Annotated in this window: 12 protein-coding genes and 1 tRNA gene; 7 read left to right on the top strand and 6 right to left on the bottom strand. The window is 64.7% G+C overall.

The window, feature by feature from the left end; translation table 11 throughout:
• Positions 1–3: 3 nt before the first annotated feature.
• Together cydC and cydD are read right to left on the bottom strand one after the other, a co-directional pair.
• Complete coding sequence (gene cydC / locus FFY45_RS06760; protein ID WP_176339849.1) at positions 4–1,680, bottom strand: thiol reductant ABC exporter subunit CydC; 1,677 nt, start codon at positions 1,678–1,680, stop codon at positions 4–6.
• Positions 1,677–3,419, bottom strand: coding sequence for a thiol reductant ABC exporter subunit CydD (gene cydD, locus FFY45_RS06755; RefSeq protein WP_176339983.1), 1,743 nt, complete (start codon positions 3,417–3,419; stop codon positions 1,677–1,679). Before cydD ends, cydC begins: the two co-directional genes overlap by 4 nt.
• A 148-nt stretch (positions 3,420–3,567) precedes the next feature.
• Here cydD and FFY45_RS06750 point away from each other — a divergent pair, with 148 nt between their 5' ends.
• From FFY45_RS06750 to FFY45_RS06730, 5 genes are all read left to right on the top strand, one after another.
• Positions 3,568–5,190 carry a cytochrome ubiquinol oxidase subunit I gene (locus FFY45_RS06750; RefSeq protein WP_176339848.1) on the top strand — a complete coding sequence of 541 codons (1,623 nt, stop codon included), beginning with the start codon at positions 3,568–3,570 and terminating at the stop codon, positions 5,188–5,190.
• A 15-nt stretch (positions 5,191–5,205) separates the two neighbouring features.
• On the top strand, positions 5,206–6,357 hold the full coding sequence (cydB, locus tag FFY45_RS06745) for a cytochrome d ubiquinol oxidase subunit II (protein ID WP_176339847.1): 1,152 nt from the start codon (positions 5,206–5,208) through the stop codon (positions 6,355–6,357).
• Positions 6,358–6,444: 87 nt separating this feature from the next.
• Positions 6,445–6,555 (top strand): cytochrome bd-I oxidase subunit CydX, encoded by a 111-nt coding sequence (gene cydX / locus FFY45_RS06740; RefSeq protein ID WP_176339846.1) that lies wholly within the window; start codon positions 6,445–6,447, stop codon positions 6,553–6,555.
• Between the two features lie 59 nt (positions 6,556–6,614).
• Positions 6,615–6,691 (top strand) — tRNA-Pro (locus FFY45_RS06735).
• Positions 6,692–6,814: 123 nt separating this feature from the next.
• Positions 6,815–8,041 (top strand): CynX/NimT family MFS transporter, encoded by a 1,227-nt coding sequence (locus FFY45_RS06730; protein ID WP_176339982.1) that lies wholly within the window; start codon positions 6,815–6,817, stop codon positions 8,039–8,041.
• Here FFY45_RS06730 and FFY45_RS06725 read toward each other — a convergent pair.
• Positions 8,022–9,935, bottom strand: coding sequence for a CocE/NonD family hydrolase (locus FFY45_RS06725; RefSeq protein WP_176339845.1), 1,914 nt, complete (start codon positions 9,933–9,935; stop codon positions 8,022–8,024). The genes FFY45_RS06730 and FFY45_RS06725 overlap by 20 nt on opposite strands.
• 66 nt (positions 9,936–10,001) lie before the next feature.
• Positions 10,002–10,469 carry a hypothetical protein gene (locus FFY45_RS06720; RefSeq protein WP_176339844.1) on the bottom strand — a complete coding sequence of 156 codons (468 nt, stop codon included), beginning with the start codon at positions 10,467–10,469 and terminating at the stop codon, positions 10,002–10,004.
• A gap of 37 nt (positions 10,470–10,506) precedes the next feature.
• Here FFY45_RS06720 and FFY45_RS22090 point away from each other — a divergent pair, with 37 nt between their 5' ends.
• On the top strand, positions 10,507–10,710 hold the full coding sequence (locus tag FFY45_RS22090) for a hypothetical protein (RefSeq protein ID WP_255171875.1): 204 nt from the start codon (positions 10,507–10,509) through the stop codon (positions 10,708–10,710).
• An 87-nt stretch (positions 10,711–10,797) separates the two neighbouring features.
• The gene (locus FFY45_RS22085) at positions 10,798–11,007 is read left to right on the top strand and encodes a hypothetical protein (RefSeq protein ID WP_255171874.1); all 210 of its coding nucleotides are present in this window, start codon (positions 10,798–10,800) and stop codon (positions 11,005–11,007) included.
• 70 nt (positions 11,008–11,077) lie between these two features.
• On the opposite strand, the gene FFY45_RS06710 is transcribed toward FFY45_RS22085, so the two are convergent.
• Positions 11,078–12,322, bottom strand: coding sequence for a glutamate-5-semialdehyde dehydrogenase (locus tag FFY45_RS06710; RefSeq protein ID WP_176339843.1), 1,245 nt, complete (start codon positions 12,320–12,322; stop codon positions 11,078–11,080).
• Between the two features lie 160 nt (positions 12,323–12,482).
• Positions 12,483–13,637, bottom strand: coding sequence for a glutamate 5-kinase (gene proB, locus FFY45_RS06705; RefSeq protein ID WP_176339842.1), 1,155 nt, complete (start codon positions 13,635–13,637; stop codon positions 12,483–12,485).

Here is a 13,637-nt window from a genome sequence, read left to right as displayed (position 1 = left end):
AATCTATAGCAACGGCTCCAACACGCCCGCGCGCATGCGATACCGCCGATGCACCACGCCGGCCGGCACGCTGTCGTGGGTGATCATCACCAGGCTGCGCTCGCCGAGTGCAGCGGAGAGATCCAGCAGCAACGCGTGTGCGGTGTCCACGTCCAGGCCGTCGGTGGGTTCGTCCAGCAGCAGGATCGGTGCGTCGCGCAGCAGCGCGCGTGCGAGTGCCAGCCGGCGCGCCTGGCCGGCCGAGAGGGTGGCGCCGTTTTCGCCAATCCAGGTGTCCAGCCCATTCTGCGCGGTGGCCCACTCGCGCAGCCGCACCTGATCCAGCACGCTCCACATGGCGGCATCGCTGGCGCTGGCATCGCCAATCAGCAGATTTTCGCGCACCGTGCCGGCAAAGACCGGGGCATTCTGCGGCAGCCAGGCGATGCGTTGATGCCATTGCGTCTGCGCGAACTGGCGCAGATCGCTATCGGCGTACGTCACCTGCCCGGCCTGCGGATCCCACAAACGCAGTAGCAGTGCGGACAAGGTGCTCTTGCCGCTGCCGCTGTCGCCGCTGATGGCGATACGCTCGCCAGGCGCCAGCGTCAGATCGAGACCTTGCAACACCGGACGCACGCTGCCCGGCCACGCAAAGCTGACCTGATGCAGTTGCAGCGCGCCGCTACGTGGCGCATCCGTTGCATGCGGAGGATCGATGACCGACGGCGCCTGATCGACGATGGCCTCCAAGCGTTTAGCCGCAACGCGTGCACTCTGCAGCGCTTGCAAGGCGAGCCCGGCGCCGGCCCAGACTTCCAGCAACGCCATGGTCAAAAACACTAAGCCGGCCGCCATTTCCGCCGCAATCAATCCGCGCTCTGCCGCACTCAACCCAAGCCACACCATGCCGGCCAGGCCGATGCCGCCACAGACGGCGTGCAGCAGATTGCCGCCGATCAAGCGACGGCGCTGAATGCGGTCGCCATCGACGACGGCCGCCGCCGCTGCATCGACCTGATGCAGCCAGGCACCTTGCGCATCGACAGCGGTCAGATCGGCTGCACCTTCCAGCCCTTCGAAGGCCTGCGTCCGCAATGCGGTGCGTTGCTGCGCGCGCAGCTGTTCGCGCTGCGCACCGCCGCGTGCCACCCGCCACGGCACCACGCCACCGATGACCACACCAAGCACTGCCAGCAACACTGCAGCTGGCGGATAGATCAGCACTGCAGCAACCACCCCGGCAAGCCAGATCCCCAGCAATGCGGCCAACGGCGCCAGCGCGCGCACGCTCAAGCCATCGACTTCGCCGATATCGGACATCAAGCGCGCCAGCAGATCGCCGGTACGCGTGGCCGACAACCGGCCTGGCGCAAGCGGCAACGCACGGCGGAAGAACCACACGCGCAGGTCCCGGGCGATACGCAGGGTGGCATCGTGGCCGATCAATTTTTCGCCATAGCGCGAGACGATGCGCGCAAAGGTCAGCGCGCGAATGCCGGCCGAGGGCGAGAAGAAATTGAAACCCGTGCCCATGCCGGCAACACCCGCCAATGCAGCGGCGGTCAGGAAACTGCCGGACAGGCCGAGCAAACCGACGCCTGCCAGCATGGTGACCAGCACCAACAAGGCCGACAGTAGCAGGCGCCATACATGCCGGCGGAATACATCGCGCAGACGATCGGGCTGTGTGGTGTTCATGGCAGCTCCGCTGCGACGGTGGCGCCGCGCAGATCGATCACCGTATCGGCCCAGCGCATCACTGCAGCACTATGCGTGGCCAGGATCACCGCGCGGCCGCGTGCGAACACGCCCAGCGTGCGCAGCAATTCCGCTTCGGTGTCGGGGTCGAGAAAGGCGGTGGGCTCGTCCAGCAGCAACACATCCGGCTCACGCAGCAACAGCCGCGCCAGGGCCACACGACGCGCCTCGCCACCGGAGAGCCCGAAGCCGCGTTCGCCGATCACCGTGTCCAGGCCGGCCGGCAGCTGCGCGGCAAAGCGCAGGACTTGCGCCGCGTCGGCCACCGCATGCAGCCGCGCATCGCTGGCCTGTGGATCGGCCAGGCGCAGGTTGTCGGCGATGCTGCCGTGAAACAGATACGGCCGCTGCGTGGCATAGCCGATGCGCGCACCCGGGCGCAACACCACGCTGCCCGCCTCGGGCGCAAGCCAGCCGGCAAGGCCTTCCAGCAAGGTGCTCTTGCCGCTGCCGCTTGCACCGATCACCGCCACGCGCTGCCCAGGCTGCAACATCAGCGAAAAATTCTCCACCACCACGTGTGGCGCACCCGGTGGACGCAGCGCCAGTCCACGCGCCTGCAACAATGGCGCATGTGCCTGCGCCGGTTCCAATGCACGCGGCGGCACCGTGGCCGCTTGCGCGATTGCGGGCGGCGCGAAGCCTTCCAGCAAGCGCTCGGCTTCGGCCACCGCCGCCAGCGCATTGGCACGGTCGTGGTAATGCGCGGCCAGCCGCCGCAGCGGCGCAAAGAATTCCGGCGCCAGCAGCAGGCAGAACATGCCCGCGCCCAACGTCGGCAAGCCGTGCAGATCGAGCATGCCCAGATAACTCAGCCCGAAGTACAGCGCCACGATCGCCACGCTCACCGAAGCGAAGAATTCCAGCACGGTGGACGACAGAAACGCGATGCGCAGCACCTTGAGCGAGCGCTCGCGCACGCCTTCGGCGGCGGCGGCAATGCCGCTCAACTCGGCCTCGCCGCGCCCGTACACACGTAGCAGGCCCAGGCCTTTGAGGCGATCGGCAAAATGCCCGCCCATCCGTGCCAGCTCGCCGAGTTGCTCGCGCCCCGCAGCTTCGGCACCCCAACCCACCAGCATCATAAAGAACGGGATCAGTGGCGCAGTCAGCAGCAACACCAGGCCCACCACCCAGTCGACCGAAAACACCGCGATCAAAATCAGCGGCGGCACCAGCATCATCTCGGTGCGCGCGAGTTGGTAGCCGACGAAATAGCCTTCCAGCGCATCGGTGTGGGCCAGGCTCAATTCGCCCAGTTCGCCGCTGCGTTGGCGGCGCAACCACACCGGCCCATGCTGCACCAGGCGGCGCGCGATGCGGGCACGCAGTTCGCGCTTGGCCACATCGGCCACCTCGCCGGTCAGCGACTGCGCCCAGGCATTGAGCAAGGCGCGTCCGACCAGCACAGCCAACAACCCCAGGCCCACATCGCGTAAGTGCAGCAGTGGCAGATGCTGCACCAGCACCGCCTGCAACAACCAGGCGATCGCCGCTGCTTGCGCCAGCAGCAGCACGCCCGACACCGCGACCGCCAGACCAGCCAGCCGCTTCGCACGCGCAGCCGGTGCGGCGAGCGCATCCAGCCATTGGCCGCGTTGACGGCGCTGGGCTGGCGTTTCGCTGGCTCGCACGCTGGGCTGGCTCACATCGCTCTCTAGGAAGACATCGTGTTGCAAGCGATTGTAAGTCGCCACTTCCCGCTACGGGCTGCGCATTGTGCCGCACCCGCTCGCCACGGCATTGATTTGGATCAACGCGCATGTCGCGGCAAGCGCAGATGATCGGTTGCATTCCTTCATCGACACCCAACCAGGCCACCCCGCCATGATCGACTCGACAGTTGTTGAATTGTCGCGGCTGCAGTTCGCAGTCACCGCGATGTACCACTTCATCTTTCCGCCGCTGACCATGGGCCTGTCGTTCCTGCTCGGCATCATGGAGAGCGTCTATGTGATGACCGGCAAGCAGATCTGGCGGCGCATGACCATGTTCTGGGGCGTGCTGTTCGGCATCAACTTCGCCATGGGCGTGGGCACCGGCATCGTGATGGAGTTCGAGTTCGGCATGAACTGGTCGTACTACAGCCATTACGTGGGCGATATCTTCGGCGCGCCGCTGGCGATCGAGGGGCTGATGGCGTTCTTTCTTGAAGCGACCTTCCTGGGCCTGTTCTTCCTCGGCTGGAACCGCCTGAGCAAGGTGCAGCATCTGGTCACCACCTGGCTGGTGGCGCTGGGCAGCAACTTCTCGGCGCTATGGATTTTGATCGCCAACGGCTGGATGCAGAACCCGGCCGGCGCGGTGTTCAACCCGGACACCATGCGCATGGAAGTGGTCGATTTCATGGCGGTGCTGTTCAACCCGGTGGCGCAGGCCAAGTTCGTGCATACCGTCAGCGCGGGCTACGTGCTGGGTGCGGTGTTCGTGATGTCGATCAGCGCGTTATATCTGCTGCGCGGCACCCATGTGGAGATGGCGCGGCGCTCGTTTGCGGTGGCTGCCGCGTTCGGCCTGTTGTCGTCGCTGTCGGTGGTGGTGCTCGGCGATGAAAGCGGCTATGCCGCCAACGAACATCAGAAAATGAAATTGGCAGCGATCGAGGCGATGTGGGAAACCGAAGCCGCACCGGCCGACTTCACCGCGTTCGGCATTCCCAATCAGCAGACCCATCGCAACGACTACGCGATCAAGATCCCGTATCTGATGGGCTTGATTGCGACCCGTTCGCTGGATGAGCCGATTCCCGGCATTCTGGAGCTGGTCGGGCGCGCCGAGCACCGCATCCGCGGCGGCCAGATCGCCTACGGTGCATTGGAGCGCGTGCGCGCCAACAAGGACGATGTCGAGGCTCGCAAGGTGTTCGATGCGCATTGGCAGGATCTGGGCCACGGCCTGCTGCTCAAGCGTTATCGCGACGATATCGGCAATGCTACGCCGGAGCAGATTACCCAGGCCGCCATGGACACCGTACCGCGGGTGCTGCCGCTGTTCTGGACCTTCCGCATCATGGCCGCCATCGGCATCTATCTGATCGTCTTTTTCGCCGTCGCGTTCTGGTTTGCCTGCAAGCACAACTTCCAGGACAAGCGCTGGTTCCTGACGCTGGCGCTGTGGACCTTGCCGCTGCCATGGATTGCGATCGAGTGCGGTTGGTTCGTGGCCGAATACGGCCGCCAGCCTTGGGCAGTGGAAGGCGTGCTGCCGACCTTCTACGCCGCCTCTGGCCTGGATCTGTACGAAATCGTGTTGACCCTGGTCGGCTTCACCGCGCTGTACACCACGCTGCTGGTCATCGCGATCAAGCTGTCGCTGAAGACCATCCGCAAGGGCCCGGATGCGCTGTTTCCGCCGACGTATCAGGGCACCTCGCCGAACACCACATCGCCCCACGCTTCCTCACCCAGCGCCCCATTGAGCACCGGTGCGTTGGCCGGCGGCGCACCGTAAGCCAGGAGAAACACCATGGATTTCATCTTGCTCGACTACACCACATTGCGCGTGATCTGGTGGCTGCTGCTGGGCGTCTTGCTGTCCGGTTACGCGGTGATGGGCGGCTTTGATCTGGGGGTCAGCACGTTGCTGCCGCTGGTTGCCCGTAACGATGCCGAACGCCGCCTGGTGATCAACACCATCGGCCCGGTCTGGGAGGGCAACCAGGTGTGGCTGATCCTGGGCGGCGGCGCGATCTTCGCTGCGTTCCCGCCGCTGTACGCGGTGAGTTTTTCCGGATTCTATCTGGCGATGTTCCTGATCCTGTTCGCGCTGATCCTGCGTCCGGTCGGTTTCAAGTTCCGTGGCAAGCTGGCCGAACAGCGCTGGCGCAATAACTGGGACTGGGCGTTGTTTATCGGCGGCTGCATTCCGGCGCTGATCATGGGCGTGGCGGTCGGCAACGTGCTGCTCGGGGTGCCATTCCATTTCGACGACAGCATGCGCATTTACTACACCGGCAATCTGTTCGGCTTGCTGACGCCATTCGCACTGCTCGCCGGCTTGCTCAGCGTGGCGATGCTGATGGCGCACGGGGCGGCGATGCTGGTGCTCAAGACCGATGGGCCGGTGGCAGAGCGTGCGGCGCGTTTCGGCAGCATCGCCGCGCTGTGTGCGGTGGCGCTGTTTGCGGCAGCCGGTGCATGGGTCGCGCTGGGTCTGCCTGGTTACGCGGTGACTTCGGTCCTGGCCACCGATGCGCCGACCAATCCGCTGGCCAAGACCGCCGCGCTCACCGCCGCCGGTGGCTGGCTGCACAACTACAGCAGCATGCCGGCCACCTTGATGGCACCGCTGGTCGGCTTGGTCGGGCTTGCGATGAATGCGCTGCTGCTGCGTGTGCGGCGTGGCGGCCTGGCGTTCATCGCCTCGGGCTGCGCCATCGTCGGCATCATTCTCACTGTCGGCTTTGCGCTGTTTCCGTTCCTGCTACCCTCTTCCACCGCACCGCGCATGAGCTTGACGCTGTGGGATGCGTCCAGCAGCCGTCTGACGCTGTGGATCATGTTGCTGGCGACCGCGGTGTTCATGCCGATCGTGCTGGCCTACACAAGCTGGGTCTACCGCGTGCTCAAGGGCAAGGTCACGGCCGATGAACTGTCGGCCAATCCCAACGCGTATTGAGCGCACCCGCTGCGACTGCGGTGCACAAGCACGTTGCCGCACCCGCTCGACATCTCACACCCTTCAACAATTTTAAGGAGAACACCGATGTGGTATTTCGCATGGATCCTCGGCACCGGCCTGGCTGCGTTGGCTGCCGTGCTCAACGGCATGTGGTTCGAAGCACGCGAATCCGAGCGTGGTCAGCCGCGCCCGTAAAATAAATCGCGCAGATGCTTGCCGATTCGGCAATCCGTATGTAACATACGCGGCTCCTTCGGGGTGTAGCTCAGTCTGGTAGAGCGCTACGTTCGGGACGTAGAGGTCGCAGGTTCGAATCCTGTCTCCCCGACCAGTTTCAAAACACAAAACCGGCCTCGTGCCGGTTTTGTGTTTTCAGGCGTTGGCGCAGCGATGCGCGTAATGCGGATGGTCTGTCATGTCTGTTGTCATTGCCGGTGCTTCCTCGTCTGCCCAGTTGCGTGGCCGCGGGTTGGTGCTGGCTGCCATTTTGTTGTCCGCATTCAACTTGCGTACGGCGGTCACCTCGTTGACGCCGCTGCTGGAACGCATCGCAGATGAGTACGCATTCGGCGCGCCCACCATGGGTGCGATCGGCATGTTGCCGACCGCTGCGTTCGCACTCACCGGCGTCGCCACGCCCGCGTTGCTGCGCCGCTTCGGCCTGCTGCGCACTGCGCTGTTGTCGATGGCATTGGCCACGCTCGGATTAGTGTTGCGACCGCTGCTGCCGGACACCGCCGGCCTGCTGGTCGGATCGCTGATTGCACTGGCCGGCATGGGCATGGGCAATGTGGTGTTGCCGCCGCTGGTGAAGCGCTATTTCGGCGATCGCGTGGGCGGTGTCAGCACGCTGTACATCACCGTGCTGCAGGTCGGCACGTTGCTCCCCGCGCTGCTGGCGGTGCCGGTCGCCGATGCGCTGGGCTGGCGCAGCTCGATGGTGGTGTGGGTATTGCCCGCATTGCTGGCGTTTGCGGCCTGGGCGTTGGTGTACGCCAACCATCGCCGCCTGCGCGCCACCGGGCCTGCACCGCTCACGCCGACAACCGAGGCAGAAGGCCGCGTCGCACGCACAGCGTTGGGCTGGAGCATGGCGCTGACCTTCGGCATGACCTCGCTGATCACCTATTCGATGTTCACCTGGCTGCCGACGCTGCTGCGCGAAGCCGGCGCCTCGCCCGCATTCGGCGGCACCATGGTCGCGCTGTTCGCGGCACTGGGCATGGTCGGCGCGTTGACCATGCCGGCGCTGGCGGTGCGCATGCGCAATCCCTTCCCGATCGTGCTGCTGTGCGCGGCCTGCCATCTAGTCGCGTTTGCCGGGCTGTGGTGGGCACCGCTGGCCGCGCCAATTCTCTGGGTGACCTTGCTGGGTTTGGGCCCGAGTACGTTTCCGCTGGCGCTGGTGCTGGTCAATCAACGCTGCCGCACCGCGGCCGGGTCGGCAGCGTTGTCCGGATTCTCGCAAGGCATGGGGTATGCGGTGAGTTGCCTGGGGCCGTTCCTGTTCGGCTGGTTGCACGCGCACCATGGCGGCTGGACGTCGCCGTTCGTGTTCCTGGTCATCTGCCTGCTGGTGCAGCTGGCCGCCGCCTGGGTGGCCTGCCGCCCGCAGCTGCTGGAAGACGTGTGGGCGCCGCCGGCGCGCGGCGCCCGAGCAGTCAACGTACCGGCAGACTGATGTAGCTGGGCTGCTCCGGTGTCACGTAAACCCGCTGTGTGGCTTTCCGGTAATCGCCTGGCTTGGCGAAGAAGATGTTGGGCACATAGGTCTGCGGGTTGCGGTCGTACAGCGGAAACAGGCTGGACTGCACCTGCACCATCACCCGGTGCCCGGGCTGGAAGGTGTGGTTGGCCGTCGGCAGGCCGAACTGAAACGCCAGCGGCTGATTGGACGCAAGCGGCTTGGGCGTGCTGAAACTCTCGCGATACCGGCCGCGGAAGATCGCCAGCGACACCGGCAGCTCGTAACCGCCCATCTTGGGGTTGGAGGCCATCTCGTCCGGATACACGTCGATCAGCTTCACCACCCAATCGCTGTCACTACCGCTGGTGGAGGCCTGCAGATGCACTTCCGGTGCGCCGGCGATCTGCAAGGGCTCGGTCAACGGCTCGGTGACGAAGGTCAGCACATCCGGGCGGCCATCGACGAAGCGCTGATCCTGTACCAGCCAGGTGGTCCACATGCTGCGATCGGCAAAATCCACCGGGCGCGGCACGAACGGCACCGGCTTGGCCGGGTCGGAGACGTACTCTTCAAAGCCCACCTGCCCCGCCGCCGGCTGCTGGAACGACAGCTTGCCGCCGGCCTGCAGATACAGCGGCCTGCTGGTCGAGGCACAACCCTTGGCGCAGCTGCGCGGCCAGGCCTGCAGACGGTCCCAATGGTTTTCGCCGGTGTTGTAGATAAACACCGGCGGCGTGCTCGCCTTGGGCGCGCCATCGACCAGGTATTGATCGAAGAAAGGGCGCAGCACATCGCGACGGAACTGGCGCGCGGTATCGCCGTCGAAATTCAGTGCGCCCAGTGAACTGGCGTCGCTATTGACCTGGCTGTGCCGCCACGGCCCCATCACCAGATAGTTGAGCGTATTGCGCTTGTCGCGCGGCTCCATCGCCGCGTAACTGTGGATGGCGCCCCACATGTCTTCCTGGTCCCACAGGCCCTGCAACCACATGGTCGGCACTTTCAACGGCGTGCGTGCCATCACCTTGTCCAGCGCCTGCTCCTGCCAGAAGTTGTCGTAAGCCGCGTGTTCGGTGAGCTTGTGCCACCACGGCAGTTGCTCCAGGCCGGCGGCCTTGGCGAAGTCGCCGGCCGAGCCGGCCTGCAGGAAATTGCTGTAATCGTCGTGCCCCTGACGCGGGATGCCGGCGCCCTTGCCGCGCTTGCTGAGCTGGCCGGTGAAGTAATCGAAATTGACCTGGCGGAACGCACCGTAATTGAACCAATCGTCGCCCATCCAGCCATCGATCATCGGGCTCTCCGGCGCGGCCACCTTCAATGCCGGATGCGGATTGGTCAGCGCCATCACCACGGTGAAACCTTCGTAGGACGAGCCGATCATGCCGACCTTGCCGTTGGATTCCTTGAGGTTCTTCACCAACCAATCGATGGTGTCCCAGGCATCGGTGGCATGGTCGACCTCGCTGGGATTGAGCGCGCCACGCAGCGGCCGGGTCATCACGTACTCGCCTTCCGAGCCGTACTTGCCGCGCACATCCTGGAACACGCGGATATAACCGCCTTCCACGAACACGTCATCGCCCGCAGACAACAGGTCCTTCATATGCGGCGAGGCCAGACGCTCGGTGCGGCCGCTGGCGTCGTACGGCGTGCGCGTGAGCACGATCGGCGCTTTGCGCGCGCCCTTGGGCAGCACGATCACCGTATGCAGCTTGACCCCGTCGCGCATCGGGATCATCACCTCGCGTTTGACGTAGTCGTTGGCGGCGTCGCCTGCCACGAACGGCTTGCCGGTGATATCCGGCGTCATCGGCGAGGTTTGCGCCATCGTGCTACCGGTGGCGGCAGCAATGGCGGTGGCGAGCAGGCAGGCGGCAAAACGGCGCATCGACGACTCCGAAACGTGCGGGGGCAGTCGTCGACTGTAGGCAGACGATGGCCTGCCGGGGGAGTGTCAAAGGTCGTGGTTGCCGGGTTGGGAACACGGAGACTGACCGCAAGGCGCCGTCCAGGCATCTGAACCACCAGAGTCCATGTATCGCTCAGTATTCCATTGGTCGTGCATCGCGTGCTGGAAGCGAGGCTGATGCCCACGATTCGCACACAAGTCAATCGCTTCGTGCTTCCATTTTTCGAAAGGGATGTTCTTGCACATGATGAAGCGGCCTTCAACAATCAGGTGCTCATCCATGGGTATTTGCGGTTCCGTCGATCGTGTCAATTCGGGAAGACTCACATATACCGAAAGTTCTCCGGCCCAGCAGCCGCCAGCGGGCAACACGCAGCAGCATGTCAACAGCCCCGACCAGACAAGTGGCGTGCTGGCAGGACTGAGCAGCGTGAGCCCTAGCAGGAGTGCGAGCAGATCGTCTTTACGACAGCGCCCGCTTTCGCCGAGCCTCAGGGCTGTCAGCGAGGTCATGCGGTCCGTCAGGGCCCAGTACTACAAAGCGCCCCGCTTGAAATCGAGCAACAAAAAGAAAAACACTGGCTTCGAGGAGGCCGTTCGAATCCACAGGGCGACTGCAGAAATCGCCCGGATGCGACAGCAGGTGGATGACCTGGAAGAGGATGTGGTGTCGGCGGCCATGGATGGGAACGCGCACAACTGCGGTGAACTGGCGACCCTGGCCGTCCACTATTTGCAGCAAGATCACAATTAGATCGCACGCCTTGCCTTCTTCAATGGAACAGCGCACACCGCCGCGATCGTCGGCCCAGTGCCAGGCGCAGGCACCTTGCCTGCAGACATGACAGATTGGGACGCGGACATCTATGTCTGCGACCCCTGGTGCAATATCGCCTGCAGGGCAAACGACTATCCCGCCGAATTCAAAGAAAAGATGGAAAAGTGGGACCGCGCCGGGAAACAGGTGTGGCTGTCAGGAACTGGCTTCGTTTCCCCAACAAGCGATGAATGGATGAGCGCGGTGCTTGGAGGAGAAAAGAAGGCCACGTGATCGAGTCGATGTCGGCAAGTGGCGCTGCACTGCACAGCGCCGCACGACTGCACCGGCAACGCATGCCACTTCAGTGGCGCACCTGTCCCTCTCCACGCACCACAAAGCGCTCCACCGTGAGCGCTTCCAGGCCCATCGGGCCGTAGGAATGCAGACGCGTGGTGGAGATGCCGATCTCCGCCCCCAGCCCAAGCTCGCCGCCGTCGGAAAACCGCGAGGATGCGTTGACCATCACCACGGCCGAGCGCAGCGATTGCACGAACTGCTCGGCATTGGCTGCGTCCTGCGTGGCGATCACTTCGGTGTGGTCCGAGCCGTATTGGCGGATATGCGCCAGCGCGGTGTCCAGATCCGGCACCACGCGGATCGCCAGAATCAGATCGAGAAATTCGGCGGCGTAGTCGTCATCGCTGGCAGGCGCGACATCGGGCAGCAGCGCACGCGTTGCCGCATCGCCACGCAACTCCACATGGCGTTCGCGCAGCGCTTGCGCAGCAACCGGCAGAAAACGCTCGGCGATGTCTGCATGTACCAGCAAGGTCTCCAGCGAATTGCAGGCAGACGGTCGGCTGGCCTTGCCATCGACCAACAGACGCACGGCCAGGTCCACGTCGGCGGAGGCATCCACGAACAGATGGCACACGCCCTTGTAATGCTTGATCACCGGCACCCGTGCGTGTTCGGCAACAAAACGGATCAGGCCTTCGCCGCCGCGCGGAATCGCCAGGTCGACGATATCGCTGAGCTGCAGCAGCTCCAGCATGGTCTCGCGGCGCAGGTCCTCGACCAGCGTCAACGCGGCCTCGGGCACATTGGCCTCACGCAATGCGCGCTGCAGTGCGCGCGCAATCGCGGTGTTGGAGTGAATCGCCTCCGAGCCGCCACGCAGGATCACCCCGTTGCCGGCCTTGATGCACAGCGCTGCGGCGTCGGCGGTCACGTTCGGGCGCGCCTCGTAGATCATCGCGATCACCCCCAGCGGCACGCGCACCTTCTGCACGACGATGCCATTGGGGCGCACGTCTTCGCGCGTGATCTGCCCGACCGGATCGGGCAGCTGCGCGACCTCGCGCAATGCGGCGGCGATGCCGGCCAGGCGCTTTGTGTCCAACGCCAGACGATCGAGCATCGCAGCACCCACGCCCTTCTCCCGCGCCGCCTCCAGATCGCGCGCATTCGCCGCCAGGATCACCGCCGCATCGTGCTCCAGCGCAGCGGCCATCGCCTCCAGCAAGGCCTGCTTGGCAGACGACGACAGTTGCGACAGCACGTGCGCGGCATCACGGCATTGCAGGGCGAGGGTTTTGATGGTCATTTGGGGGCCGGGATTGGGGAGTCGGGATTGGGGATTGGCAAAAGCAATCCGTATCGTTTTACCACCAGAAAGCAATCAGTCACTGGGACGCGGAGGCGGCGTTTGGGAAACGCAATGCACATACGTTTGCGAATCCCCAATCCCGACTCCCCAATCCCCGCTACAACAGCACCAAATCATCGCGATGCACCACATTCTCGCCATAGCTGTAACCGAGCACGGTTTCGATCTCGCGCGAATGACGGCCCGCGATGCGGCGGATATCCACTGCCGAATACTGGCTGACACCGCGCGCCAGGCAGCGCTCGCCATCGGCCTCGCGCAGGCGGATCTCCACCATGTCGCCGCGACGGAAGTCGCCTTGCGCACCGGCCACACCGCCCGGCAGCAGCGAGGCGCCCTTTCCGGTCAGCGCCGCAGCGGCACCAGCATCGATCAGGATCGCGCCCGGCTCCACCGGTGCGTGGCGCAGCCAGTATTTGCGGGCGGCAATGCGCGTGCGTGCGGGGTGGATGCGCGTGCCACGCAGGCGATCCTGCGCAAGCCCGCGCACCACCTCGCTGCTGCGGCCGTTGAACAGATAGGTTTCGATGCCGGCAGCACCCGCTTTTGCAGCGGCTTCCAGCTTGGTGCGCATTCCACCGGTGCCCGCACCGCTGCCGCTGCCGCCGGCCATTGCCAGCACCTCGGCAGTGAGTTCGGGCACCTCATCGAGTGCACGTGCCAACGGATTGCTGCGCGGGTCGGCGCTGTACAAGCCATCGATATCGGTGGCAATGAATAACGCATCGGCATCGACCAGCGCGGCGACGATCGCGGCAAGATTGTCGTTGTCGCCCAACTTGAGCTCGTCCACCGAGACGGTGTCGTTCTCGTTGATCACCGGCAGCGCGCCCAGCCGCAACAACTCGCCCAGGGTGGCGCGCGCATTGAGATAGCGGCGGCGGTTGCGCAGGTCATCGTGGGTGAGCAATACCTGCGCCACCGGGCGTTCGAAAAAGCGCTGCCACAGCGCGATCAATTGCGCCTGGCCAAGCGCGGCCAGGGCCTGACGCGCAGCGATCGGTGCACCGGCTTCGGCAGCTTTGGGCAGAATCGCGCGGCCAGCGGCCACCGCACCGGAAGAGACGATCACCAGCTCGCGCCCGGCAGCCAGATTGGCCGAGACGAATTGCGCCAGGCCCAACGCAAAGCGCGGCGACAGGCCACCACCATCGGCGGCCAACAGGCTGCTGCCGACCTTGAGCACCGCGCGCCGCCATGGCGGCAACGGCTGCTCGGTAAATAACGACGGCATGTCGGCAGGGGTTGTCAT

It is taken from the genome of Xanthomonas hortorum (assembly GCF_011305375.1).
GTDB classification, from domain to species: domain Bacteria; phylum Pseudomonadota; class Gammaproteobacteria; order Xanthomonadales; family Xanthomonadaceae; genus Xanthomonas; species Xanthomonas hortorum_E.
Note: the sequence above shows the minus strand (reverse complement) of the source record. Positions and strands in the feature narration are given on the sequence as shown.

Coding starts and splice junctions, on each gene's coding strand:
- cydC (WP_176339849.1), bottom strand. CDS start 1,680: ATGAACACCACACAGCCCGATCGTCTGCGCGATGTATTCCGCCGGCAT.
- FFY45_RS06750 (WP_176339848.1), top strand. CDS start 3,568: ATGATCGACTCGACAGTTGTTGAATTGTCGCGGCTGCAGTTCGCAGTC.
- cydB (WP_176339847.1), top strand. CDS start 5,206: ATGGATTTCATCTTGCTCGACTACACCACATTGCGCGTGATCTGGTGG.
- cydX (WP_176339846.1), top strand. CDS start 6,445: ATGTGGTATTTCGCATGGATCCTCGGCACCGGCCTGGCTGCGTTGGCT.
- FFY45_RS06725 (WP_176339845.1), bottom strand. CDS start 9,935: ATGCGCCGTTTTGCCGCCTGCCTGCTCGCCACCGCCATTGCTGCCGCC.
- FFY45_RS06720 (WP_176339844.1), bottom strand. CDS start 10,469: ATGACCTCGCTGACAGCCCTGAGGCTCGGCGAAAGCGGGCGCTGTCGT.
- FFY45_RS22085 (WP_255171874.1), top strand. CDS start 10,798: ATGACAGATTGGGACGCGGACATCTATGTCTGCGACCCCTGGTGCAAT.
- FFY45_RS06710 (WP_176339843.1), bottom strand. CDS start 12,322: ATGACCATCAAAACCCTCGCCCTGCAATGCCGTGATGCCGCGCACGTG.
- proB (WP_176339842.1), bottom strand. CDS start 13,637: ATGACAACCCCTGCCGACATGCCGTCGTTATTTACCGAGCAGCCGTTG.